The organism is Piscinibacter lacus (genome assembly GCF_016735685.1).
Lineage (GTDB): Bacteria > Pseudomonadota > Gammaproteobacteria > Burkholderiales > Burkholderiaceae_C > Aquariibacter > Aquariibacter lacus.
In genome coordinates this window covers 123,800-147,951 of the sequence record NZ_JAERRA010000001.1, presented here as the reverse complement: position 1 = coordinate 147,951, position 24,152 = coordinate 123,800, and the positions used below count along the sequence as shown (strand labels likewise).

The 24,152-nt window shown below is 72.2% G+C and carries 16 protein-coding genes; 14 read left to right on the top strand and 2 right to left on the bottom strand.

The features are described from left to right. Positions 1-9: 9 nt before the first annotated feature. From tssH to JI742_RS00630, 5 genes are read left to right on the top strand one after another with little or no spacing between them, the layout of a single operon-like run. On the top strand, positions 10-2,688 hold the full coding sequence (gene tssH / locus JI742_RS00650; RefSeq protein WP_201823018.1) for a type VI secretion system ATPase TssH: 2,679 nt from the start codon (positions 10-12) through the stop codon (positions 2,686-2,688). An 11-nt stretch (positions 2,689-2,699) separates the two neighbouring features. Beyond that, positions 2,700-4,787, top strand: coding sequence for a type VI secretion system Vgr family protein (locus tag JI742_RS00645; RefSeq protein ID WP_201823014.1), 2,088 nt, complete (start codon positions 2,700-2,702; stop codon positions 4,785-4,787). 8 nt (positions 4,788-4,795) lie between these two features. Continuing rightward, positions 4,796-5,359 carry a DUF4123 domain-containing protein gene (locus JI742_RS00640; protein ID WP_201823011.1) on the top strand — a complete coding sequence of 188 codons (564 nt, stop codon included), beginning with the start codon at positions 4,796-4,798 and terminating at the stop codon, positions 5,357-5,359. Between the two features lie 13 nt (positions 5,360-5,372). Then, the gene (locus tag JI742_RS00635) at positions 5,373-7,136 is read left to right on the top strand and encodes a hypothetical protein (RefSeq protein ID WP_201823008.1); all 1,764 of its coding nucleotides are present in this window, start codon (positions 5,373-5,375) and stop codon (positions 7,134-7,136) included. Next, entirely contained in the window at positions 7,136-7,942 is an 807-nt protein-coding gene (locus JI742_RS00630) for a hypothetical protein (RefSeq protein WP_201823005.1), read from the top strand. Before JI742_RS00635 ends, JI742_RS00630 begins: the two co-directional genes overlap by 1 nt. On the opposite strand, the gene JI742_RS00625 is transcribed toward JI742_RS00630, so the two are convergent. After that, entirely contained in the window at positions 7,927-9,012 is a 1,086-nt protein-coding gene (locus tag JI742_RS00625; protein WP_201823003.1) for a hypothetical protein, read from the bottom strand. The genes JI742_RS00630 and JI742_RS00625 overlap by 16 nt on opposite strands. Before the next feature lie 248 nt (positions 9,013-9,260). Here JI742_RS00625 and tagH point away from each other — a divergent pair, with 248 nt between their 5' ends. From tagH to JI742_RS00585, 8 genes are read left to right on the top strand one after another with little or no spacing between them, the layout of a single operon-like run. Continuing rightward, positions 9,261-10,973, top strand: coding sequence for a type VI secretion system-associated FHA domain protein TagH (gene tagH / locus JI742_RS00620; protein ID WP_201823000.1), 1,713 nt, complete (start codon positions 9,261-9,263; stop codon positions 10,971-10,973). Beyond that, positions 10,970-11,803: a PP2C family protein-serine/threonine phosphatase gene (locus JI742_RS00615; RefSeq protein WP_201822998.1), complete on the top strand. Its 834-nt coding sequence runs from the start codon at positions 10,970-10,972 to the stop codon at positions 11,801-11,803. Before tagH ends, JI742_RS00615 begins: the two co-directional genes overlap by 4 nt. Before the next feature lie 11 nt (positions 11,804-11,814). Beyond that, positions 11,815-12,201: a DUF4280 domain-containing protein gene (locus JI742_RS00610; protein WP_201822994.1), complete on the top strand. Its 387-nt coding sequence runs from the start codon at positions 11,815-11,817 to the stop codon at positions 12,199-12,201. A gap of 9 nt (positions 12,202-12,210) precedes the next feature. Beyond that, positions 12,211-13,548: a type VI secretion system baseplate subunit TssK gene (tssK, locus tag JI742_RS00605; protein ID WP_201822991.1), complete on the top strand. Its 1,338-nt coding sequence runs from the start codon at positions 12,211-12,213 to the stop codon at positions 13,546-13,548. A gap of 31 nt (positions 13,549-13,579) precedes the next feature. Continuing rightward, positions 13,580-14,944, top strand: coding sequence for a DotU family type VI secretion system protein (locus JI742_RS00600; RefSeq protein ID WP_201822988.1), 1,365 nt, complete (start codon positions 13,580-13,582; stop codon positions 14,942-14,944). Positions 14,945-14,986: 42 nt separating this feature from the next. Beyond that, on the top strand, positions 14,987-18,550 hold the full coding sequence (gene tssM, locus JI742_RS00595) for a type VI secretion system membrane subunit TssM (RefSeq protein WP_201822985.1): 3,564 nt from the start codon (positions 14,987-14,989) through the stop codon (positions 18,548-18,550). A gap of 17 nt (positions 18,551-18,567) precedes the next feature. After that, on the top strand, positions 18,568-19,248 hold the full coding sequence (tagF, locus tag JI742_RS00590; RefSeq protein ID WP_201822982.1) for a type VI secretion system-associated protein TagF: 681 nt from the start codon (positions 18,568-18,570) through the stop codon (positions 19,246-19,248). Between the two features lie 34 nt (positions 19,249-19,282). Beyond that, a complete protein-coding gene (locus JI742_RS00585; RefSeq protein ID WP_201822979.1) occupies positions 19,283-21,109 on the top strand; it encodes a type VI secretion system contractile sheath domain-containing protein in 1,827 nt (608 codons plus the stop codon). 47 nt (positions 21,110-21,156) lie between these two features. On the opposite strand, the gene JI742_RS00580 is transcribed toward JI742_RS00585, so the two are convergent. Continuing rightward, entirely contained in the window at positions 21,157-22,107 is a 951-nt protein-coding gene (locus JI742_RS00580; RefSeq protein ID WP_201822977.1) for a ligand-gated ion channel, read from the bottom strand. Positions 22,108-22,305: 198 nt separating this feature from the next. Here JI742_RS00580 and JI742_RS00575 point away from each other — a divergent pair, with 198 nt between their 5' ends. Beyond that, the gene (locus tag JI742_RS00575; protein WP_201822974.1) at positions 22,306-24,147 is read left to right on the top strand and encodes a serine/threonine protein kinase; all 1,842 of its coding nucleotides are present in this window, start codon (positions 22,306-22,308) and stop codon (positions 24,145-24,147) included. The last annotated feature ends 5 nt before the right edge of the window (positions 24,148-24,152 follow it).

Genomic DNA, 24,152 nt, shown 5'->3' with positions numbered 1-24,152 from the left:
GACCCCACCATGAGCGAGATCAGCCGCGCCGCCCTGTTCGGCAAGCTCAACCCGATGGCCTACACGGCCATCGAGAGCGCGACGGTGTTCTGCAAGATGCGCGGCAATCCCTATGTGGAGTTCGTGCACTGGCTGGCCCAACTGCTGCAAACCCAGGGCAGCGACCTGGAGGCCATCGTCCGGCACTACCAGGTCGACATGGCCACCGTGGCCCGTGACGTCACGCAGGCCCTGGACCGCCTGCCGCGCGGCAGCACCGCGATCAGCGACTTCTCCGAGCACATCGAAGCCGCCATCCAGCAGGGCTGGCTCTACGGCACGCTGATGTTCAACCAGGCGCAGGTGCGATCGGGCTACCTGCTGCTCGGCATGCTCCGCAGCAAGAACCTCTACACCGTGCTGCTCGGCATCTCGCGCCAGTTCGACCGCATCAAGGCCGATGACCTGGCTGCCAAGTTCGAGGCCATCTGCGGCGCCAGCGCCGAGGCCCGGCTCGGCGCCCAGGACGGCTCCAGCCTCGGCGCGGCCGGCGAGCCCGGCAGCGATAGCCAGGCCATGGCCCCGGCCGCGATGGGCAAGGGCGAGGCGCTGAAGAAGTTCTGCGTCGACCTGACCGAGCGCGCCCGCGAGGGCAAGATGGATCCGGTCACCGGCCGCGATGAAGAGATCCGCCAGATCGTCGACATCCTGATGCGGCGGCGCCAGAACAACCCCATCCTCACCGGCGAGGCCGGCGTCGGCAAGACCGCGGTGGTCGAGGGCTTCGCCCAGCGCCTGGCCAAGGGCGATGTGCCGCCGCAGCTCAAGGAGGTCTCGCTGCTCAGCCTGGACCTGGGCCTGCTGCAGGCCGGCGCCAGCATGAAGGGCGAGTTCGAGCAGCGGCTGCGCCAGGTCATCGACGAAGTGCAGGCCAGCCCCAAGCCCATCATCCTGTTCATCGACGAGGTGCACACCCTGGTGGGCGCGGGCGGTGCGGCCGGCACCGGCGATGCGGCCAATCTGCTGAAGCCCGCGCTGGCGCGCGGCAACCTGCGCACCATCGGCGCGACCACCTGGGCCGAGTACAAGAAGTACATCGAGAAGGACCCGGCGCTGACCCGCCGCTTCCAGGTCGTGCAAGTGCCCGAGCCCGACGAGCACAAGGCCATCCTGATGCTGCGTGGCGTGGCCAGCGTGCTGGAAAAGCACCACCGCGTGCAACTGCTCGATGAAGCCATCGAGGCCGCCGTCAAGCTCAGCCACCGCTACATCCCGGCGCGCCAGTTGCCCGACAAGGCCGTGAGCCTGCTCGACACCGCCTGCGCCCGCGTGGCCGTCAGCCAGCATGCGACGCCGGCCGAGTTGGAGGACTGCCTGCGCCGCATCGAGGCGCTGGAGGTCGAGGCCGGCATCATCGAGCGCGAGTCTGCGGTCGGCGTGCGCGTCGGCAGCCGCGGCAGCGAGGTCGCCGAGAAGCTGGCCTCCGAGCGCGTACGCCAGCAGCAGCTCGAAGCCCGCTGGAAGGACGAGAAGGCCCTGGTCGACGAACTGCTGGCCCTGCGCACCACCCTGCGCGGCGACCAGCAGCCGGTCGATGCACCCGCAGGCGGCGAGGCCGATCGCGAAGCCCTGCTGGCCCAACTGCATGCCCTGCAGGACCGGCTGGCCACGCTGCAAGGCGAATCACCGCTGATCATGCCCTCGGTCGATGCGCAGGCCGTGGCCAGCGTGGTCGCCGACTGGACCGGCATTCCCGTCGGCCGCATGGTGAAGAACGAGCTGGAGACCGTGCTGCGCCTGGGCGCCGCGCTGGGCCAGCGCGTGATCGGCCAGCAGCACGGCCTGGACATGATCGCCAAGCGCATCCAAACCGCCCGCGCGCGGCTGGACAACCCGAACAAGCCGATCGGCGTGTTCATGCTCTGCGGCACCTCCGGCGTCGGCAAGACCGAGACGGCCCTGGCCCTGGCCGAGGCGCTCTACGGGGGCGAGCAGAACGTCATCACGATCAACATGAGCGAGTTCCAGGAGGCCCACACCGTCTCCACGCTCAAGGGCTCGCCGCCCGGCTACATCGGCTACGGCGAGGGCGGCATCCTGACCGAGGCGGTGCGCCGCCGGCCCTACAGCGTGGTGCTGCTCGACGAGGTCGAGAAGGCCCACCCCGACGTGCACGAGCTGTTCTTCCAGGTCTTCGACAAGGGCCGCATGGAGGACGGCGAAGGCCGCATGATCGACTTCAAGAACACGATCATCCTGCTCACCAGCAACGTCGGCTCCGAGCTGATCATGAACATGTGCAAGGACCCGGAGCTGTTGCCGGATCCCGACTCGATGGCCGAGTCGCTGCAGGCGCCGCTGATGAAGGTCTTCCCGCCGGCCCTGCTGGGGCGCATCGTCACCATCCCTTACTACCCGCTCTCGCCCGAGATGCTCGCGCAGATCGTGCGCCTGCAACTCGCGCGCATCAAGAAGCGGGTCGAGGCCAACCATCGCATCCCCTTCGTCTACGGCGAGGACGCGGTCGAGCTGATCGTCAAGCGCTGCAACAACGCCGAGGCGGGCGGGCGCATCATCGACTCGATCCTCACCAACACCGTGCTGCCCAAGGTCTCGATCGAGTACCTCAGCCGTCTGGCCCAGGGCAATGAGCTTCAGGGCATCCGGCTCGGTGCGGCGGACGGCGACTTCAGCTACCACTTCGACTGAGCGAGGCCGCCATGAGCGAGGACGTCGTCGAGGCCAGCTTCAACTGCGTGCTGGGCAAGGAAGCCCTGCTCTTCCGTCGCATGAGCGTGGTGGAGTCGTTGAACGCCCCGACGGACTTCCAACTTGAGGTGATGCGGCTCAGCAGCAAGGTCTGGATCGACCCGAAGAAGCTGCTGGGCACCCAGGCCACCGTGACGCTGCTGCTGCGCAATGGCAGCAAGCGCTACTTCAATGCCTGGATCGTCACCGTGGCTCAGGGCGAGGTGGTCGGTCGCTTCGACACCTTCATCTTGACCCTGCACACCTGGACCTGGCATCTCGGGCTGAGCGTCGACAACCGCATCTTCCAGGACAAGACTGCGGTCGAGATCCTCGACGAGGTGTTTGCGGACTACAGCTCGCAGCAGGTCAGCAAGAAGCTCAAGGGCAGCTACCGCAAGCGGCCCTATTGCGTGCAGTACCGCGAGACCGACCTCGACTTCGTCCACCGCCTGATGGAGGACGAGGGCATCTACTACTTCTTCACCCATCAGGACGGCCAGCACACCCTGGTGCTCTGCGATGACCCCTCCTGCCACGAGCTGATCCAGCCCGACGACACGCTGGGCTATGCGGCCGCGCGGACCAGCAACGAGCGCGGGGACGCCGTCGTCGACCACTGGCAGCTCAGCCGCAGCGTGCACAGCCTGAAGTACAGCCACGTCGACCACGACCAGGACTCGATCACGCCCAAGCCGATCAACACCGCCCAGAGCACCGCCAGCTTTGCGAACCCGGGGCGGCAGGAGGTCTACGAGTGGCCGAGCGAGTATTCGGAGCTGGAGGACAAGTCCCAGGCGGCCAGCCGCGCGACGGCGGTGTCCAAGCTGCGGGTCCAGGGCTTCGAGTCCGGCCAGGTCAAGGCGGTGTTGGAGACCCCTTGCCGCTCGGTGGGTGCCGGCCGCAGCTTCAAGTTCGTCGACCACCGCGACCGTGGCGAGTACCTGATCACCTATGCCGAGCTGGAGATGGATTTCGGCCGGTATGAATCGACCGACGACGAGCCGGCCACCGGCTTCTCGGCCAAGCTGGAAGCCATGCCCAAGGCCCAGCGCTATGTGCCCGACCGCAGGACGCACAACCCGCGCATCCACGGCGTGCAGACGGCCGTCGTGGTGGGGGCCAGCGGGGACGAGATCCACACCGACAAGACGGGCCGGGTCAAGGTCAAGTTCCCCTGGGACCGCAAGGGCAAGGGCGACGAGAAGAGCTCCTGCTGGGTGCGGGTGGCCCAGCCCTGGGCCAGCAAGGGCTTCGGCATGTTCGCGCTGCCGCGCGTGGGCGACGAGGTGGTGATCGAGTTCCTCGAAGGCAATCCCGATCGGCCGCTGATCACCGGCAGCGTCTACAGCCCCGAGAACCTGCCGGCCTACACCCTGCCCGACCATGCCACCGTCACCGGCATCCGCAGCCGCTCCAGCAAGGGCGGCACGGCGGACACCTTCAACGAACTGCGCTTCGACGACAAGAAGGATGCCGAGCACGTCTACTTCCAGGCCCAGAAGGACCTGCACCAGAACGTCAAGAACGATGCCCACCTGACGATCGGCAACGACCACTGGACCGAGGTGGTCAAGAACGCCCAGCATCAGGTGGGCGAGAACCAGACCGTGACCGTCGGCAAGATCAGCACGCTCAAGATCGGCACCGACAGCCACACCAGCATCACCGGAGACCAGATCCTCAAGACCGGTGGCCTGTTCGATGGGGAGATCACCGGGGCCGTGCAGCTCAAGGGCGCGGATGCCATCAGCCTGAGTTCCGGCCAGGCCATGGACATCAAGGTCGGCCAGGCACTCACCGTCGGGGCCTCGGCCACCCTGCACCTCAAGGCCAACTCGGGCATCGTGATCGACGGCGGCACCGAGATCACCCTCAAGGCCGGCGGCGCCTTCATCAAGATCGGCCCGGAGGGCGTGACCATCCAGGGCCCGCTGGTCAAGATCAACAGCGGCGGCGGGCCCGGCAACGCCAACCAGCCCCAGGCCGCCCAGCCCGCCCAGCCGCAGGAGCCTGGCGAGCACAAGTCCAACGACGATCCCCTGCAGCAGCAGTCCTGAGCCCCATCATGGTCACGCCCAGCCTTCAGGACGCGCCCGGCGCGCTCAGTCCGGCCCAGCTCAAGGCCTCCTTGTGGGCCGACGAGCGCCTGCGCGTCCATGCCGTCGTCATGGGCAGCCGGGTGCCCGATCTTCCGGCCCGCCTGGCCGCGGCCGAAGGCCTGCTGCATGAATGCCTGCTGCCCGGCGCCCTGGACCCCGCGCTTCGCCGCCAGGCGCCCCATCTCCTGACGCTGGCGCCCGATTCCCCGTTCAGCGACTGGCTGCTCTTCGAGGCCGCGAAGGGCATGGGCGACTGGGGCGTGCTCGTGCTGAGCGCGCAGCCGCGCCTGACGGTGCGCCAGCATCTGCGCTCGCTGCTCAAGGTCGTCCTGCCGCAGGGGCTGCGGGTCGACCTCGACGGGATGGACCCGGCGGTGCTGGACTGCCTGCTGACCGCCGCCGACCCGGGCGCCTGCCAGGCGGTCTTCGGCCCGGTCCAGGCTTTCGTGGTGCCGGCGCCCGGCGAGTGGCGGCGCTACGAGGCGCCCCTGGGCAGCCTGCGCGTCACGCGGCAGACGCGCATGCCTTGAGCAGGATCCCGCCATGCTGAGCCTGAACGCAGCGCAAGTGGGGGCCCTGGAGGCCCTGAAGCTCCGGCGCGACCAGCAGCGCCTGGGCGAGGTGCTGGCCGAAGTCTTTCCCGAAGTCCCCGGCCGCCTGGGCGATCGATTCCCCCGCCTGATCGAGCATGGCGTGCAGCGAGCCCGTGCCCACGGCCTGGAGCATGCGGTCGGCGTCGGCCGCTACCTCGCCTGCTGCTGTGCCTTCGGGGTGGATTTCGACACCCGGCCCGAGCAGGCCTGGTCCCAGGCCGTGCTGGCTGCGGTCGAGTCGGCGCCGGCGCTGCGGATCTTCCAGCTCGGTCGGCGCGCCACCGAAGCCTTGCGGCGCATGGCCGCCGAGGGCCGCGTCGCAGCCGCCGTCGTCACCAGCTTCGAGCAGGCCCTGCCGCGGCTCGACCGGGCCCTGATGCCGCTCGGTCGCATCGGACGCCTGCTGCCGCCCGAGGGGCTCCAGCTCGGCGAGCCCTGCGACCTGGCGCATGTCGATCTGCTGCCCCTGGCCCCGGTGGCCTGGCAGCACTACCGCCATGAGGCCGGCCAGTGGCGCCGCCAGCCGCAGGCCGTGCAGCCCGCGCCGCTGCGCCTGCCGCCGCCGGATGCCGCAGTGGCTGCCACCGGCCCCACGCCCCGCGAGCCGCTGCGGGTCTACAGCCTCGCGCCCGTCGGCGAGGGGCCGCTGCGCATGCAGTGGCGCAGCGAGCTGGCAGCCTGCTGCGATCCTGCTGTGCATCCCTGCCTGACGGCGGCGCTGGGGTCCAGCGTGCGCGACTGGCGCGGCCGTCCGGCTCAGGCTGTGAGCCTGGAGTTCCCGCCGCTGGCTTCCGTCGAAGCCCTGCTTCCCGGCAAGGGCCTTGCCGCCGAAGACAGCCCGAGCTGGTCCCGCATCACGGTCGAAAGCTGCGGCCTGCGCGGCACCGAAGCCCCGCTGGGTGACCTCGCGATCGACCTGGGCCTGCTGCCGGCGGCGCATTGGATGATGGCCTGGCGGCGCGAGCCCAGCCCGCCCCTGCACTGGCCGCGCCGCGAGGCCTTGCCCGCGCCGCCGCCGGCCCGCCTGCACCTGGAGCGCGACGGCAAGGCCCAGGCCGCCCGCCTCTGGCTGGAGGGCCTGCAAGCCCTGGATACCCAGCTCGCCGCCGGCCTGGACCGCCTCGCCGAGGCCTGGACCACCGTTGCCGGCCTGGAGGACGCCCGGGTCGAGGCCGAACCCAGCTTGCTCAGCGGGCATGCGGGCCTGAGCTGGGGCTGGATGGCTGCGCCGCAAGGCCCCTTGCACCCGCCCGTCCACCGCATCGTGGGCCAGATGGAGGGCGTGGCCTGCGCGCTCAAGTTACGGCTGTCCGCCCGGCTGCAGGGCGGTTCGGCGCTCAGCTTGCTGCGCGTCGACTGCGCGGGCAGCGTGCCGATGCGCTGCACCTGGGCCCGCGAGCGCGCGGACGAGCAGGTGCCCGCCGCGCTGGCTGCGGCGCAGATCAGCTTCCGCCTGCCCTGGGTGGCCGAGCTGAGCCCCGTGGCCCGGCCCGAAGCCGAGTGCCTTCAGGCGATCGGCCCGGTCGAGGGCAGCCTCGTCGGCGCCTGCGGCCTGCGGCCGCATACGGAGGGCCCCGGCCTGCAATGGTTTGCCCGGCTCGAACTGGAGGCCCTGCGGCTTCCGGTCGCGCAGGGTGGGCCCGGCGGCCTGCACACCCGCCGCATCCTGGGCCTGCTGCCGGCCATGAAGCTGCTGGACTGGAGCCTGGGCTGATGGACCGCCTGCTCGTCATCCGCCTTGAAGCGCAGGGCTGCACGGCCGAGGCGCTGCTCAACGGCATCCCGCTGGCCCGGGTGGACGCCGCCCAGCCCTGCGCCACCGTGCCCGTGCATGAATGCACCGTCAGCGGCGAGAACCGGCTTGAGCTGCTGATCTGGCCGCCTGCCCTGCTCGTGGGCGAGGCGCCGGCCCCGCTGCCTGCCTTCCCGTCCGACGGCGAACGCTCGGCCAGCCTGAACGTGCTGCTGCCCCGCATGGACCACGCCATCGATCCGGCCCAGTCGCGCAGCCTGGCCCAGCTTCTGTGGGCGCCGGAGGCCGGCGTCTCGCTCGCCCCGCCGATCCGGCTGGCCGAGGCGGTGGTGCTGCCGGTCAACTTTCCGCGCTGGCGCTGGCTGGATGCGCCGGTGCTGCGGCTTGATGCCGCGCTGCAGGCCCGGGTCCAGGCCTGGCTGCAGGAAAGGGTCGAGGACCTGCGCGCCGGCCGTTTCGACGCCCTGCTGCAGGCCCTGCGCCCGCGGGCCCAGGACCTCGGCACTGCCTACGGCCGCGACCCCCGGGACCTGCTCCAGGCCCTGCACCAGCAGCTCGCCGCGCGACATGCCCAGGGCGGTCCGGCCTGGGCCGACATTCCGCCGGCCGAGCTTCTGCTCCGTCCGGTGGCCGACGGCCGCCTGCTCGATTGCCTGCTGAGCGGCGGCGGCCCTGCCCTGCGCACCGAGCCCGACGCCGACGGCCAGGTCTTCAGCCTGCCGCTGCGCCTGGCTGTGGTCGACGGCCAGCCTCAGGGGATGCTGTGAGCCGCGCTCGCCTGGAAGCCCAGCCCACCCGGGCCCTGGAGGGGCGCCACCGGGCAGGGCTGGCCGCAGCTTCCGGGCGCCCGCATCAGGCGCGGCGCCTGGGCGCGAAGCTGAACCGCGGTGGCGAGCTGGGCGGCCGCCCGCATGTCGATGCGTGCAGCCGCCTCCAGCGGCAGGCCGGCCTGGGCGCGGGCGGCGGCCTGCGCCGCGGCCTCGGCCGCAGCCGTCGCCCGGGCGCTGGCCTGCACAGGAACTTGAAGGTCGGCCAGACCGGCCAGCGGCAGGCCGGACAGGGCCAGGCGCAAGCGGCTCGGCCCGGCGGGTTCGAGCAGATCCACCTGAAGCAGCGAGCGCAGCGCGGCCAGCACCGACATCAGCGCCGCCAGCAGGGACAGGCCCTGCGCCGGCGCGGTGATCGCCGGCAGGCTCTGGCTCATCGAGGCGGTGGCTTGCATCGCGCTCGTCAGTTGCGCAGCGCCCTGGGCGTCGGCCTTCAGGCCCATCGAGGCCATCAGCGCGGCCAGGGCCGAGGCCTGGGCGCTGGCTTGGGCCTGAGCCTGCGCGCTCGCCTGGGCGCGGGCCTGCAGCCGCGCTTGCAGCACCGCCAGGGCGCCGGGCTGGCGCAGGTCCAGGCCGCTGGCCAGCAGGCTTTGCAGCAGGCCCAGCAGTGCCATCAGCGCGGCCAGCGGGCTCATCAGGCGGGCCAGGGCCGGCAGGTGCGTGTTGAGCGCCGGGCCGCCGGCATTGAGCGAACCGATCTGCGCGGCCAGCCCGGCTTGCAGATCGGCCCGGGCCTGGGCCGAAAGCCCGGCCGCCAGCTTCAGGCCGAAAGCAGCCTGCACGGCCGCATGCAGGGCGGCCATGGCCGACACCCGGGCCATCAGCGCGGCCTGGGCCTGCGCCTGGGCGCCGACCTGGGCCTGCGCCTGCAGGGCCAGGGGCGGGCCCAGCCCGGCCTGGATGGACCGCGCCTGCTCGCCCAGCCCTTCCGGCAGCCCCAGGCTCAGGGGCGGCACGGCAGCCAGCCGTTCCAGCAGGTCGAGAAGCTTGGACGGGCAAAGACAGGACATGCTCGGGCCATCGTGCGTCGGACGGTGAGGCTTCATGGTAGCGGCGCCTGCCGGCGCGCCCTTGCGGGTCACCCCCCGGATCCCGCGGGATCCCCCCTGCAAACCAGACCCGCTGCCGGCACAGGCCGCCGCTATGCTGCCCCCGGACTTGCGGCGCCCCGTCCGGGCCGGGCCGGCCTTGAAACGCCGCCCGCCGGAGCGCCCGCTTCGCGCATCCCCTACCTGCTGACCCTCGGAGGAAGCCAGCCTTGACCGCGATCACGCTGACTGTCGTGAACTTCAACGGCCAGCCCCCGGCCCGGATGCTGAGCGCGTCCTTCGACGAACTCGGCGGTGCCATCGGCCGGGCCGACAGCAACCAGCTCGTGCTCGACGACCCGGACCGCACCGTCTCCCGCGTGCATGCGCAGATCGTCTTCCGCGCCGGCCAGTACGCCCTGATCGACCGGGGCAGCAACCCGGTGCTGGTCAACGGCCGCGAGGTCGGCAGCGGGCGCGAGGCCCGCATCCAGGCCGGCGACACCCTGCAGATCGGCGGCTACCAACTCAAGGTCTCGGCCGCGACCGCCGCCTCGGCGGCTGCCGCCGATCCCTTTGCCGACCTGCTCGGGCCCGCCGCCTCGCCGGCCGCGGCGGGCGGCGGCTGGGTCGATCCCCTGGTCGCCTTCGGCAGCGAGGCCGCACCGCCAACCCGCCGCAGCAGCGCGCCGGCCGCCGCGCCCGCCGCGGTCGGTGGCATCCCCGACGACTGGGACCCCTTCGCCGAGCCCGCGCCGGCCGGTGCCTCGCCCCTGGCCGGGCCGGCCCCCGGGGCGTTCGGCCTCGAGGGGGGCGCGGCCGCGCCGGCGCCACTCATCCCCGACCTGGGGTCCAGCGGCAGCGCCGCCTCGCTCGACAGCCTCTTCGGCCTCGGTCCCAGCCTGGGCGGCGATCCCCTGGCCCAGGGCAAGCTCGATGCGCCGCTGATGCAGCCCAACACCGGCGCGGCAGCCGATGCGCTGCAAGCGCTCTCGGCCCTGCCGCAGGCCAGTGCCACGGCCGCACCCGACACCGTGTCGGCCCTGAACCAGCCCTTCCTCGCCCCGCCCACGGCCGCATCCCGCATGCCCCCGCCGCCCCGTGCCGGCGGCGCCGTGCTGTCCTGGGGGGAGGAGGGCGGCGACGGCCGCACGCTGATCCGGCCGGCTTCGCCGCGGGCCGCCCCCGCCCCGGCCGCCGCGGCGATCCCGCCCGCGCCGCCGCGCGCCGCGCCCGCCGCGCGGCCCGCGCCCGCCGCGCGGCCCGAGGCCCCGCTTGCCGCCTGGGCCGAGCCGCCCGCCGCCGCGCAGCCCTTCAGCCCGGCCACCGCCCCGGCGAGCCCGGCCGAGGCTGGCGAACTGCTCCAGGCCTTCCGCGAGGGCCTGGCCACGCCCGGGGTGGCGATCGAGGCCCTGAGCCCGGCCCTGATGCGCCTGCTGGGCGAGCTGCTGCGCGAGGCGGCTGCCGGCACCGTCGACTTGCTGGTCGCGCGGGCTGCGCTCAAGCGCGAGGTCAAGGCCGAAGCGACGATGATCGTCGCCCGCGAGAACAATCCCCTGAAGTTCTCGCCCAGCGCCGAGGCCGCGCTCCAGCACCTGCTGGCCCCGCCGGTGCGCGGCTTCATGGCCGCCGGGCCGGCGATGCGCGATGCCTACGACGACCTGCGCGCCCACCAGTTCGGCGTGATCGCCGGCATGCGCGCCGCGCTGGAGGGCGTGCTGGAGCGCTTCGACCCGGCCCAGCTCGAAGGCCGGCTGGTACAGCGCTCTCGCCTGGCCAGCCTGCTGCCGGGCAGCCGCAAGGCCCAGCTCTGGGAGCTGTTCATCGAGCACTACACCCAGATCAGCCAGGACGCGGCCGAGGACTTCCATAGCCTCTTCGGCAAGGCCTTCCTCCAGGCCTACGAAGAGCACATCGACCGCCTGCAGCGGCCCGCACCGTGAGCCAGCCGGCCAGCCTTCCCCCCGAGCCGCTCGTCGCCGAGCCGCTGCCCGAGGACGGGCAGGCGCTAGAGCTGGAGCTGGCCATCCTCTCGCGCGCCGGGGGCCGCGACTACAACGAGGACGCCTGCGGCCACTGGCATTCCGACACCCAGCTCTGCTGCGTCGTGGCCGACGGCGCCGGCGGCCATGGCGGCGGGGATGTGGCCTCGCGCCTCGCGGTGAGCTACCTGATCGACCAGTGCGCAGATGCGCCGCTGCAATCCCCCGAGGACCTGCGCGAGCTGCTGCTCGACACCAATGCCAAGGTCATCCGCCACCGCGCCGATGCGCCCGGCCAGCGCGAGATGCACACCACCGTCGTCGCGCTCTTCATCGACCGCGTGCGCGGCCAGGCGCTCTGGGGCCACGCCGGCGATTCGCGGCTCTACCTCTTCCGCGATGGCGCCGTGGCCCGGCGCACCCGCGACCACAGCCTCGTGCAGTCCATGGTCGAGGCCGGCCTGCTGCGGCCCGAGGACACCCGCAACCATCCGCAGCGCAGCCAGCTCCATTCGGCCCTGGGCACCGCGCCCGAGGATCTGCGCATCGGCACCTGCGAGGCGCCGCTGGCCCTGCGGCCCGGTGATGTCTTCCTGCTCTGCACCGACGGGCTCTGGGAGTTCGTCGACGATGCGGTGATGCTGCACGAGCTGGCTGCGGCGCCCGATCCGGCCGCCTGGCTGGCCGCGCTCGAAGCCTGCGTGCTGGCCGAAGCCGAGGCCGGCGGCAAGACCCGGCACGACAACTTCAGCGGCATCGCCCTCTGGGTGACGGCCCCCGCCCAGGCCTGAGAGGACGCGCCATGCCCCAGCAGGTCTGCACCACCGCCACCCTGCAATGCACCTTCGGGGTCGCCCCCTCGGTGTTCAACGCCACACCGCGGCCGGTCCTCACCAGCCAGATGATGGCCGGCGTGATCACCGACAACATCCCGCTCACCAATGTGCCGCCCTTCGGCATGTGCAGCTCGCCGTCCAACCCCTCGGTGGCGGCTGCCACCGCGGCCGCCCTGGGCGTGCTCACGCCCATGCCCTGCGTGCCGGTGCTGCCCGCGCCCTGGACACCCGGCGTGCCGACGGTGCTCATCGCCAACACGCCGGCTCTCGACAACAACTGCAAGCTCATGTGCGCCTGGGGCGGGGTGATCTCGATCACCTTCCCCGGGCAAGTCACCCACGAGATTCCCTGAACGCCGACCATGACCTGGCACAACAAGGTGATCTGGACGGAGGGCATGTTCCTCCAGCCCCAGCACTTCCAGCAGCACGACCGCTTCCTGGCGCGCCAGGCCCATCTGCGCTTCGGGGCCACCGAGGGCCATGGCTGGGGCTTCATGAGCCTGAGCCTGGACACGGCGGCGCTGACCCTGGGCAAGATCGCCGTGCAATCGGCCCACGGCGTGCTGCCCGACGGCCTGCTCTTCGACATCCCGGGCCAGGACATCGCGCCGGCCGCTTTCGACGTGCCGGCCGATGCCCGCGACGAGCTGGTTGTGCTGGCCGCCGTGCTGCAGCGCCCGGGCGTGACCGAGACCGATGCCGAGGGCGGCACCGGCTCGATGCCGCCGCGCTTCCTGGCTGCCGAGGTCGAGGTGGGCGACAGCAATGCCGTCGGCGAGCGCAGCGCGCCCATCCAGGTCGGCCGCATCCACTTGCGCGTGATGCTGGCCCGCGACGCCGGCGAGGGCTACGCCACCCTGGGCCTGTGCCGGGTGGTCGAGCGCCGGGCCGACAACCGCGTGCTGCTCGACACCCAGTTCATCCCGCCCACCCTCCATGCCGGCGGCAACGAGCTGCTGGCCGGCTACCTGCGCGAGCTGCACGGCCTGCTGCACCAGCGTGGCGAGGCCCTGGCCGCCCGCCTGGCCCAGCCCGGCCGCGCGGGCATCGGCGAGATCGCCGACTTCCTGCTGCTCGAAGCCGTCAACCGCAGCGAACCCCTGTTCGCCCAACTGCGCCAGACCACGCTGCTGCATCCGCGCGAGTTCTATTTCGTCGGCGTCGCGCTGGCCGGGGACCTGGCCACCTTCCGCGACCGCCGCCGCCCCGCCGCCCTGCCGGCCTATGTGCACGACGACCCGGCGCGCTGCTTCCGGCCGCTGATGGACGACCTGCGCCAGTCGCTGTCGATGGTGATGGAGCAGACCGCCATCCCCATCGAGCTGCAGGACCGCAAGTACGGCATCCGCGTCGCGCTCATCCCCGACGTCGAGCTGCAACGCAGCGCGCAGTTCGTGCTGGCCGTCGGCGCGCAGATGTCGGGCGATGCGCTGCGTGCGCGCTTCCCGACCCAGGTCAAGATCGGCACGGTCGAGCGCATCCGCGACCTCGTCAACCTGCAACTGCCCGGCGTCACGCTGCGGCCGCTGCCGGTGGCGCCGCGCCAGATTCCCTATCACGCCGGCTTCAACTACTTCGAGCTGGAGACCCGGGGCAACGAGATGTGGAAGCAGCTCGAAAGCTCCGGCGGCCTCGCCATGCACATTGCCGGCGACTTCCCGGGCCTTGAGCTCGAGTTCTGGGCGGTGCGGACCTGAGTCCGCAACGCCCGCCTGACCGAACCGTCCCATGAGCGATCCCAACGATCCCTTTGCCGCCTTCGGCTCGGACCGCACCGTCATCAAGCCCAGCGCCGGCCGTGCCGGCCGGCCGGCGGCCCCCGCCGACGCGGGCGCTGCGCCGGCCGGGCCGGCGGCGGCAGGCGGGCGCCCGGCCGGCGCAGCCGCCGCAGGCTCCGGCGGCACCGCGCCGCTGGCCCTCGATGCGCTGATGGGCAGCAGCCTGAATCCGCTGGTGGGCGCCGCCGCCGCCCTGCTGGCCACCGGGCCGCGGCTGCGCAGCACGCCGCAGCATGCCAACCCCGCCGGCCTGCGCGATGCGCTGGCCGAGGGCGTGCGCAAGTTCGAGGCCCAGGCGCGCGAGAAGGGCCTGCCCAATGAGCAGGTCATCGCCGGCCGCTACATCCTCTGCACCTTCCTCGACGAGTGCGCGGCCAGCACGCCCTGGGGCGGCGCGGGGGTCTGGTCCGCGCACAGCCTGCTCGTGCAGTTCCACAACGAGACCTGGGGGGGCGAGAAGGTCTACCAGCTCATGTCCAAGCTGGCCGAGAACGTCGAGGGCAACCGCAACCTGCTGGAGCTGCTCTACCTGGTGCTGGCCCTGGGCTTCGAAGGCCGCTACCGGGTGATCGAGGGCGGCCGCGGCCAGCTCGACAGCGTGCGCGAGCGCCTCTCCCAGATGCTGCGCGCGCAGCGCGCCGGCAGCGACAAGACGCTGTCGCCGCGCTGGAAGGGCGAGACCGCCCGCGAGACCCGCCTGCACGAAGGCTTGCCGCTGTGGGTGCTGGCCTCGCTGATGGCCCTGCTGCTCGGCGGCGTGTTCATCGCCCTCAAGCTGACGCTGGGCGCGCGGGCCGAGGCCAGCTTCGCGGCCCTGGCCGCGCTCGATGCCAAGGCGGTCAAGGTCGTCGCCGCGCCGCCGCCGGCCGAGCCCGTGCCGCCGCGCCTGGCCGGCTTCCTCCAGGCCGAGATCAAAGCCGGCCTGGTCGAGGTGCAGGACCTGGCCGACCGGTCCATCGTCACCATCAAGGGCGACGGCTTCTTCGAGCCGGGCAGCGCCGTGGTCGCGCGCAATCTGCTGCCCCTGATCGGCCGCATCGGCCAGGCCCTGCACGAGACGCCGGGCCGGGTGCTGGTGCACGGCCACACCGACAGCCAGCCGATCCGCAGCGCGCGCTTCCCGTCCAACTGGCATCTCTCGCAGGAGCGGGCCGATGCCGTGCGCAATGAGCTGTTGCGCGCGGTGACGGCCGATCGCGTGCGCGCCGAGGGCCGGGCCGATGCCGAGCCGCGTGCCGACAACAGCACGCCCCAGGGCCGGGCGCGCAACCGCCGGGTCGAGATCACCCTGTTCACGCCGGCGGCCGGCGCCTGAGCCGCCCACCCGTCCCAGCCCCTTGCCTGTCCGGGTTTCCGCATGAAGAAGCTGCTGAGATTTCTCATCCATCCGCTGCTGCTGGTGGTCTTGGGCCTGCTGGCCCTGGCTGCGCTGATCTGGTGGGTCGGGCCGCTGATCGCGATCGGTGATCGCCGGCCACTCGACGGCGTGGTCGAGCGCCTGCTGCTCATCGCCCTGCCGCTGCTGATCTGGGCCGTGATCGCCGGCCTGCGCGCCTGGCGGCGCAAGCGCGCGAATGCGCAGATGGTGGCCGGCCTGCGCGGCGGGCCCTCGGCCAGCGACCGCGAGGCCCAGGTGCTCGGCGAGCGCTTCGACCAGGCGCTCAAGGTGCTCGACGAAAGCGCGCGCCAGACCGGCCGCCGCTCGCTGCTGCGCCGCCGCGCCTACCTCTACGACCTGCCCTGGTATGTCTTCATCGGCGCGCCCGGCTCGGGCAAGACGACGGCCCTGCTGAATGCCGGCCTGAATTTCCCGCTGGCCGGCAAGCTCGGCCAGTCGCCGGTCAAGGGCGTCGGCGGCACCCGGCATTGCGATTGGTGGTTCACCGAGGAGGCGGTGCTGATCGACACCGCCGGCCGCTACACCCTGCAGCAGTCCGACGAGCAGGCCGATGCCGCGGCCTGGGGCCGCTTCCTCGACCTGCTGCGCCGCACCCGGCCGCGCCGGCCGCTCAATGGCGTGCTGCTGACGGTCAATGTGCAGGACCTGCTGCAACAGACCCCGGCCGACCGCAAGGACCACGCCGCCCGCCTGCGCACCCGCTTGCGCGAGCTGAACACCCACCTCGGCGTGCGGCCGCCGGTCTATGTGCTGCTGACCAAGACCGACCTGATCGCCGGCTTCAACGAGACCTTCGGCGAGCTGGGCAAGGAGGAGCGCGAGCAGGTCTGGGGCTTCACCTTCCCGCACGATCCCGCGGGCCGCGAGTCGCCGCTGCGCGACTTCCCCAACGAGTTCGCCGCGCTCGAGGCACGGCTGCGCACCCGCCTGATCGACCGCCTGCAGGCCGAGACCGACCTGATGAAGCGGGCCGCCATCTTCTCCTTCCCGCAGCAGTTCGCGGGCCTCAAGGGCCTGCTCGGCGGCTTCCTCGAACAGGTCTTCGACGGCGACGGCACGCTGGAGGAGCGCAGCCTGCTGCGCGGTGTCTACTTCACCAGCGGCACGCAGGAGGGCACGCCGATCGACCGCGTGCTCGGCACCCTGGCCCGCACCTTCGGTGTCGAAGGCAAGGGCCCGGCGACCACCGCCGCCGGCCGCGGCGGCAAAAGCTTCTTCCTCGCCCGCCTGCTGCGCGAGGTCATCTTTGCCGAGCAGGGCCTGGTCGGCGAGAACCGCCTTGCCGAGGGCCGTCGCCGCCGCATGCGCCTGATCGCCCTGGGCGGCCTGGCCGCATGCAGCGCATTGCTGCTGGCCGGCTGGGCGATCAGCTTCCTGCGCAACCAGGCCTACATCGACCAGGTCGCCCAACGCGTGCCGCCGGTGAAGACGGCGGTCGAGGCCCTGCCGCCGGCCGAATCCAGCGACCTGGCTGCGCTCCTGCCCGTGCTGGACCAGCTTCGCGCCGTGCCGCAGCCCGAGGGCTTCCCGCTTGCCGAGCCGCCCCTGGCCTGGAGCCTGGGCCTCTATCAGGGCCCCTACCTCGCGGCCGGCACCGAGATCGGCTATTCGCGCCTGCTCGACCGCGCCCTGCTGCCGCGCGTCACCCGCCGCCTGGAGGAGCGCCTGCGCGCCGTCAGCCGCGACAACCTGGAGCTGGCCTACGAGGCGCTCAAGGCCTACCTGATGCTCTACACGCCGGACCAGTTCGACCCCGAGGCGCTGCGCGCCTGGGTCACGCTGGACTGGGACCAGAACCTGGCCCGGGTGCTGAGCGAGACCCAGCGGCAGGCCCTGGCCGGCCATCTCGATGCCGCGCTGGCGCGCGGCGCGCCGCAGGCCATCGCGCCGATGGATGCGCAGCTCGTGGCCAATGTGCGCGAGATGCTGGTGGCCTTCCCGCTCGAATACCGCATCTTCAGCCGCCTGAAGCGGGCCCAGGTCGGCGCCGACCTGCCCGAGTTCTCGGCCGCCGCAGCCGGCGGGCCGCAGGCCGTGCAGGTCTTCCAGCGCCAAAGCGGCAAGCCGCTGACCCAGGGCATCCCGGGCCTGTTCACGCGCGACGGCTACTTCAAGGCCTTCAAGGGCGCGTTGCTCAAGGTCGGCGCCCAGCTTGCCAACGAGCAGCGCTGGGTGCTGGGCGTGAAGACGCCGGCCGGCGCGGCCGATGCCGCCCGCTCGCTTACCGGCGAGGACGAGCTGTCGCTGCGCGTGCGCCGGCTCTACTTGCAGGAGTACATCAAGGTCTGGGATGCCTACCTGGCCGACGTCAAGCTGCTGCGGCTCGACGGCCTGGAGCGCAGCCTGTCGGTGGCGCGCATCCTGGCCGCGCCGGATTCGCCGCTGGCCGCCTACCTGCGCGCCGTCAGCCGCGAGACGCAGCTCGGCGCCGCCGTCGAGGCCGCCCAGGCCAGCCCCGGCACCCTGGCCAGCCGGATCGGCGAGCGGGCCGACAAGGCCAAGTCCGAGCTGGCCGCCCTGGCCGGCAGCGCGGGCACGCCGCCGCCCTCGGCCGAGGGCGGGCCGCTGGAGGCCATGGTCGACCGCCACTTCGCCGCCATCCACCGCATGGTCAGCGGCCAGCCGGCGCCGATCGACGAGGTGCTCAAGCTCTTCAACGATATCCAGGTCCAGCTCACCGCCATCGATGCCGCCCAGAAGAGCCGCACCGCGCCGCCGCCGGCCACCGCCGGGGCGGCTGCGATGGCCGCCGCCGGCCTGCAGCCCGAGCCGATCAAGTCCATGCTGGAAGGCCTGGCCAGCGCCGGTGCCAGCCAGGGCCGCACGGCCGAGCGCCAGGGCCTGTCGGCCGAGCTGAAGCCGCTGACCGAGCTGTGCAGCAAGACCATCGCCGGCCGCTTCCCCTTCGCCCAGGGTTCGGCCATCGATGTGCTGCCCGACGACTTCGGCCAGATGTTCGGCGCCGGGGGCGCGCTCGACGACTTCTACCAGCGCCGCCTGGCGACCCTGGTCGATGTTGGCGTCACGCCCTGGGCCTACAAGCCCCTGCCCGACGGCCGCAAGCCGCCGGGCGGCAGCGGCCTGGCCGAGTTCCAGCGGGCGGCGCGCATCAAGGAGGCTTTCTTCCGCAGCGGCGGCAAGGCGCCGGGCTTCAAGGTCGACCTGCGCGTGATCGAGATGGACGAGGGCCTCAAGGAGATCAGCCTCGATGTCGACGGCCAGGTGCTGCGCTTCGCGGCCGGCAACACCACGGCCCAGACCCTGGGCTGGCCGAGCAGCCGCGTGGCCTCGCAGATCCGCTTGCAGGCCGCGGGGGGCACGGCGCAGGTCTTCGAGGGGCCGTGGGCGCTGTTCCGGCTCTTCGCCAAGTTCGAGAACCAGCCCTCGACCCAACCCGAGCGCTTCGTCGTGGTGCTCAACCTCGACGGCCGCAAGGCCCGGCTGGAGGTGATCTCGGCCAGCGCCATCAACCCGCTGCGCATGCGCGAGCTGCAAACCTTCCGCTGCCCCGACAGCCTCTGAGCCCGGCCGGTGCGCGCATGGATGCCCCAGACGCCTGTCCCGGCTGGTTCGGCAAGCTGCCGAGCCTGGGCGACTTTGCCTCGCGCCGGCTGCCGCCGGACTTCATCGAGCCCTGGGATGCCTGGCTGTCCGAGGGCCTGGGCCAGTGGCGCCAGGCCCAGCCCGAGGACTGGCTGCCCGCCTACCTGGCCAGCCCGAGCTGGATGTTCCTGCTCTTTCCCGACGCCTTGCAGCCCGGCGCGGCCGGCTGGGCCGGCGTGCTGATGCCCTCGGTCGACCGGGTCGGCCGCTACTTCCCGCTGACCCTGGCCCAGGCCCTGCCCGGCTGGCCGAGCGGTGCGCAGGCCTGGCAGGCCCTGCAGCGCGGCCTGCTGGCGCTCGACGACCTGGCCGTCGATGCGCTGCATGAGGACTGGCCGGTCGAGCAGCTCGAAGCGGCGCTGGCGCGCCAGGGCCTGCCCCGGCCCGAGGATCCGACCGCCCCGGCCCTGCCCTGGCAGACCGCAAGCGGCCCCCTGGGCCGGCTGGACGAGGCCCTGGCCGAGCTGGCCCGGCCGCTGCTGCCGGCCACCCTGCGCGGCATGAGCGCCTGGTGGTGCCAGACGGCCGAAGGCCCCTCGCCGCTGCGCCTGTGCCGCGGCCTGCCGCCGGCGCCCGATTTCCCCCGGCTCTTTCAGCCCCCGGCTGCGGACGCTTGAGCGCCCGCAGCGCCTCTTGTTTGCGGAGACCACGATGCACGACAGTGACTGGACCCCCAACTTCGGCCAGGTGGGCGCGGCCCCGCCGAGCTGGTCGGCCAAGCGGCCGCTGCGCATTGCCGTGCTCGGCGATTTCGGCGGCGGCGCGCTGGCCGGCCGGCTCGAAATCGGCGCGGCGCTGGGGCGGCGCAAGCCGCTGCCGGTGGAGTTCGACACGCTGGAGGATGCGCTGGCCCGCCTCAAGCTCGAACCGCAGCTCCCACTGGGTGCCGAGGGCGCCACGGTCGCCGTGCCGCTGGGCGAGCTGGAATCCTTCCATCCCGACGAGCTCTACCGCGAGCTGGAGGTCTTCGGCGCCCTGGCCAGCCTGCGCAAGCGTCTGAACACGCCGGCCAGCTTCGCCAAGGCGGCTGCCGAGGTGCAGGCCTGGGGCGAGGACAAGCTGCGCCGCGCCTCCAGCGTCGCGCGCCGGCAGAGCGCCCGGGGCGGCGCCCTGTCGGCCGGGGCCCGGCTTGATGACTTCGCCCGCCTGACCGGCCGGCCCGGCCTTGCCGCTGCGGCCGACGATTCGGTTGATGCGCTGATGCGGCAGATCGTCGGCCCCTTCGTGCAGCCCGCGGCCGATCCGAAAAAGGACGTGCTGGTCGGCGCCGTCGATGCCGCCTTGACCGATGCCATGCGCGCGGTGCTGCACCAGGGCGACTTCCAGCATCTCGAATCGCTGTGGCGCGGGGTCGATTTCCTGCTGCGCCGGCTGGAGACCGGGCCGCAGCTTCAGGTCCACCTGATCGACCTCAGCGCCGAGGAGTTCGCTGCCGACCTGAGCCAGGCCAGCGACCTGGCCGAGACCGGCCTTTACAAGCTGCTGGTCGCCCAGCCGGCCGAGCATGCCGACGGCGGCTATGCCTATGTCTGCGCCTGCTATCACTTCGAGGCCACGCCGCCGCAGGCCGAGCTGCTGGGCCGCGCGGCCAAGGTCGCGTCCCATGCCGGCGCCGCGCTGCTGACCGGCATCGCGACCGATCCCTTCACCAACCGCAAGGAGCCGCCGCACCGCCTGGTGGCCGAGGCCTTTGCCGCGCTGCGGGCCCTGCCCGAGGCCAGCTTCCTGGGCCTGTTCGGGCCGCGCTTCCTGCTGCGCCATCCCTATGGCAAGCGCAGCGACCCGATCAGCAGCTTCAGCTTCGAGGAATTCAGCCCCGAGGCTGGCCTGCGCGGCATGCTCTGGGGCCATCCGGCCCTGCTGGCCCTGTGCGTGCTGGCGGTGCGCGGCGGGCAGCTCGCGGTCAACGACCTGCCCTTCCATCACTATGTGGACGGCGATGGCGACAGCGTGGCCCTGCCCTGCACCGACCGCCTGATCAACACCCAGGCGGCCGCCCTGCTGCGCGGCTTTGGCATCAACGGCCTGATGGCGCACAAGGGCGAGGCCCTGGTCCGCATCGCCGGGCTGGAGGCGCTCAACGGCGACGGCCTGGCGGTGGCCCTGGGCGCGCTGCGCAAGCCACCGGCCTCGGGCGGTCGCGTCGGCCTGGGCAGCAAGCCCGAGACCGATGCACCGGTCGCCGTCGATTGGCAGCCGGCCATGCGCCAGGGCGTGGCGATGGAGGCGGGCTTCCAGACCGACACGTCCGCCGACGCCCCCCCGGCGAGCACGGACGAAGCCGCCGAGGCCCCGGCCGAGGCCGCGCCAGAAGATGCACCGGCCGACGGCGGCATGGACGAGCTTGATGCCCTGCTCGCCAGCCTGGGCGGCGACGATGCTGCCGCATCTGGCGAGGCCGATGCAGCCGCGGCCGATGCGCCGGCCGAGGACGAGATGGATCCGGAGCTGGCCGCGCTGCTCGCCTCGCTGGGCTGATCCTCAAGCCCCGGCCGGCCGCTGGGCGGCCCGGCCGGGGCAGGGCCTCACTGGGGCCGCGTCAGGATCAGCCAGCCGGCCCAGCCGTAGAAGGCCAGCGGCAGCAGCACCAGGCAGACCCGGTCGATGGCGAAGGCCAGTTCCTCGCGGCCACGCACCTCGAACTTGAGGCAGAGCGAGGAGATCAGCAAGGTCACGAAGATGAAGCCCAGCGCGACCATGTGCAGCTTGTCGGCGATCGTCATCTCGCCCGAATCGGGCACCGCCGAGGCGGCGATGAAGGCGCTGGCGGCCACCGCGAACAGCGAGCCCACGCCCATGCCGAAACGCGCATCAAGGTCCGAGGGCTTGACCATGAAGGCCACGAAGGCCACCGCGGTGGCCAGCAGCACGGTGCTCAGCAGCTTGATGGCCGAGCCCTGGCTGAGCCGGTCGATGTCGGTGAGAAAGGCGAAGCGCGAGTACTCGGACTTGGCATCGCTGGGCAGGCTGACGTCGCCGTAGTTGGTGCGGTAGATCTTGGTGCGCACATCGCTGGAGAAATTGGAGGCGCGCCAGCCGGGCAGGTCCAGTTCATCGCCCAGGGCCGAGTTCTTGGTGTCGTGCACGAAGACCATGTCCTCGAGCGTGAACACGCTGTCCTCGATGAAGACGCCTAGGGTGTGTCGGTCGAAGGGAAAGTGAGTGAGGTCCCAGCTTTCGGAGATGGTTGCGCTCACCCGGACGGAGGCGTAGTTCATGTCGCCGATGGTTTTCTCGACGATGCTGGACTTGTTCTCGATCTTGCCGTTGATGATCTCGAAGCTGTCCAGCGGCTTGTAGTTCGCCAGCCGGCCTTCGGCCTTCCAGCGGAACCACAGATAGAAATCCAGCGCGTACTTGTTCTCGCGGAAATTCAGGTCCTGAATCTTGTTGACATAAGCGCCGATCACGACTTCCGAAGGCGCGGCGAGGGCCGGGCCAGCCGCCAGCGCCCCCGCCAGGGCCAGAAGAACCATGTGGAACAGGCGAATCCCCCAGGATGCAAATCGTCGGGGCATGAAATCCTCTCTGCAGGGTCATGGACAAGGGCGTTGCGGCGGCCAACCCGGGGGAGCCGCATGCAAACCACGTTCCGGCCGGGCCGGGATGCACGCCACAATCCTGTGCGATGCAGCGCCCCGGGCGTGATGGGATTTCAACCGACTTGCCGCACGATGAGTACACCCGATCCCGATGACGACCGAACGGTGATCCGTCCGCGGTCCCTGCCGCCGCAAGCGGCGCCCGCGGATGCAGCGCCGCAGCCCGAGCCCGTGCAGCCGCCCGCCGCGCCGGCCCCTGAGGCCCCGCCCGCGCCGCCGGGCTCCGGCAAGGAGGCCGCAGCCGAGCACGGCAATGCCCTGCCCATCGGCAGCTTTCTCGGGGAGTTCGAGCTGACCAGCGTGCTGGGCGAGGGCGGTTTCGGCATCGTCTACCTGGCCTGGGACCATTCGCTGGAGCGGCGGGTGGCGCTCAAGGAATACATGCCCTCGGCCCTCGCCGCGCGCAGCGGCGCCACCCAGGTGCAGGTGCGCTCGGCCCGCCACCAGGAGACCTTCGAGGTCGGCCTGCGCAGCTTCGTGAACGAGGCCAAGCTGCTGGCCCAGTTCGACCATCCCTCGCTGGTCAAGGTCTACCGTTTCTGGGAGGCCAATGGCACGGCCTACATGGTCATGCCCTTCTACGAGGGCACCACGCTCAAGGACCATCTCAAGGGCCTGGGTCAGCCGCCCGACGAGGCCTGGCTGATGGAACTGCTTGCGCCGCTGACCGAAGCGCTGGCCGTCGTCCATGCCGAGAACTGCTACCACCGCGACATCGCGCCCGACAACGTCATCCTGCTGCAAGGCAGCGAGCGGCCGCTGCTGCTGGACTTCGGCGCAGCGCGCCGGGTGATCGGCGACATGACGCAGGCCCTGACTGTCATCCTCAAGCCCGGCTATGCGCCGGTCGAGCAGTACGCCGAAACCCCCGGCATGAAGCAGGGGCCGTGGACCGATGTCTACGCCCTGGCCGCCACCATGCATTTCGCCATCGTCGGCCGCACCCCGCCGCCGGCCGTTGGCCGCCTGATCGGCGACAGCTACCAGCCGCTGCAGGACCTTGCCGCCGGCCGCTACAGCGAGCGCTTTCTCCAGGCCATCGACCGCGCCCTGGGGGTGCGGCCCGAGGACCGCACCCCCAGCATCGCCGCCTTCCGCGGCGACCTGGGCCTGGGCGATGTCACGGCCGCCCCGGCACCCGCGCCGGCCCGCGCAGCCGCGCCGGCGCGGGTGCCGGCCGCGGCGCCGGCGGGCGCCCGTGCTCCGGACGCACCCGGCCGCAGCCGCGGCCTGGCCCTGGCCGCGGGCGGCGCCGTGCTGCTGGCCGCGGGCGCGGCAGCGCTCTTCCTGCGCGGCGAGCCCGCCGCGCCCACGGCGGCCGAAGCCCCCCCGGCGCCAGCTTCCGCCTCGCCCGTCCCGTCGGCCGGTCCCGCGGCCGGGCCGGCCACCGCCGCCCGCTTCAATGTGCTGGAGCAGTTCGACCGCGTGGTCGCGGGCCAGAGCCCCGATTTCCAGGTCGAGGCCCGTCCCGTCAAGCCGGTGCTGCGCATCGGGCAGGACCTGCTCGGCTTCACCGTGCGCTCGGCCCGTGCCGGCCATGTCCACGTCTATGTGCAGGGCCCGGACGGCGAGCTGCTGCTGCTCTTCCCGAACAGCCAGGCGCCCGACAACCGCATCCAGGCCGGCGAAACGCTCAAGCTGCCCCAGACCAGTTGGGCGCTGGAGACCTCCGAGCCGGCCGGCGCCGAGCATTTCCTCGTCGTGGTCACCGAGACCCCGCGCGACCTGTCCGAACTGGGCCAGGACCGCGCCTACTTCTTCCTGAAGCTGCCAAGCGGCGAGGCCGCCGACCGCATGCTGCAAGCCCGCAGCGACGGCCTGTCCCCCCTGCTCGGCCGGCCCGAGCCCGGCTGCCAGGGGCCGGCTTGCGGGCGCTATGGCGCCGCGCGCTTCAAGGTGGACATTGCACCCTGAGCCCG

Coding starts and splice junctions, on each gene's coding strand:
- JI742_RS00580 (WP_201822977.1), bottom strand. CDS start 22,107: ATGGTTCTTCTGGCCCTGGCGGGGGCGCTGGCGGCTGGCCCGGCCCTC.
- JI742_RS00635 (WP_201823008.1), top strand. CDS start 5,373: ATGCTGAGCCTGAACGCAGCGCAAGTGGGGGCCCTGGAGGCCCTGAAG.
- JI742_RS00630 (WP_201823005.1), top strand. CDS start 7,136: ATGGACCGCCTGCTCGTCATCCGCCTTGAAGCGCAGGGCTGCACGGCC.
- JI742_RS00575 (WP_201822974.1), top strand. CDS start 22,306: ATGAGTACACCCGATCCCGATGACGACCGAACGGTGATCCGTCCGCGG.
- JI742_RS00585 (WP_201822979.1), top strand. CDS start 19,283: ATGCACGACAGTGACTGGACCCCCAACTTCGGCCAGGTGGGCGCGGCC.
- JI742_RS00640 (WP_201823011.1), top strand. CDS start 4,796: ATGGTCACGCCCAGCCTTCAGGACGCGCCCGGCGCGCTCAGTCCGGCC.
- tagF (WP_201822982.1), top strand. CDS start 18,568: ATGGATGCCCCAGACGCCTGTCCCGGCTGGTTCGGCAAGCTGCCGAGC.
- JI742_RS00600 (WP_201822988.1), top strand. CDS start 13,580: ATGAGCGATCCCAACGATCCCTTTGCCGCCTTCGGCTCGGACCGCACC.
- JI742_RS00610 (WP_201822994.1), top strand. CDS start 11,815: ATGCCCCAGCAGGTCTGCACCACCGCCACCCTGCAATGCACCTTCGGG.
- tssH (WP_201823018.1), top strand. CDS start 10: ATGAGCGAGATCAGCCGCGCCGCCCTGTTCGGCAAGCTCAACCCGATG.
- JI742_RS00625 (WP_201823003.1), bottom strand. CDS start 9,012: ATGTCCTGTCTTTGCCCGTCCAAGCTTCTCGACCTGCTGGAACGGCTG.
- tssM (WP_201822985.1), top strand. CDS start 14,987: ATGAAGAAGCTGCTGAGATTTCTCATCCATCCGCTGCTGCTGGTGGTC.
- JI742_RS00645 (WP_201823014.1), top strand. CDS start 2,700: ATGAGCGAGGACGTCGTCGAGGCCAGCTTCAACTGCGTGCTGGGCAAG.
- tssK (WP_201822991.1), top strand. CDS start 12,211: ATGACCTGGCACAACAAGGTGATCTGGACGGAGGGCATGTTCCTCCAG.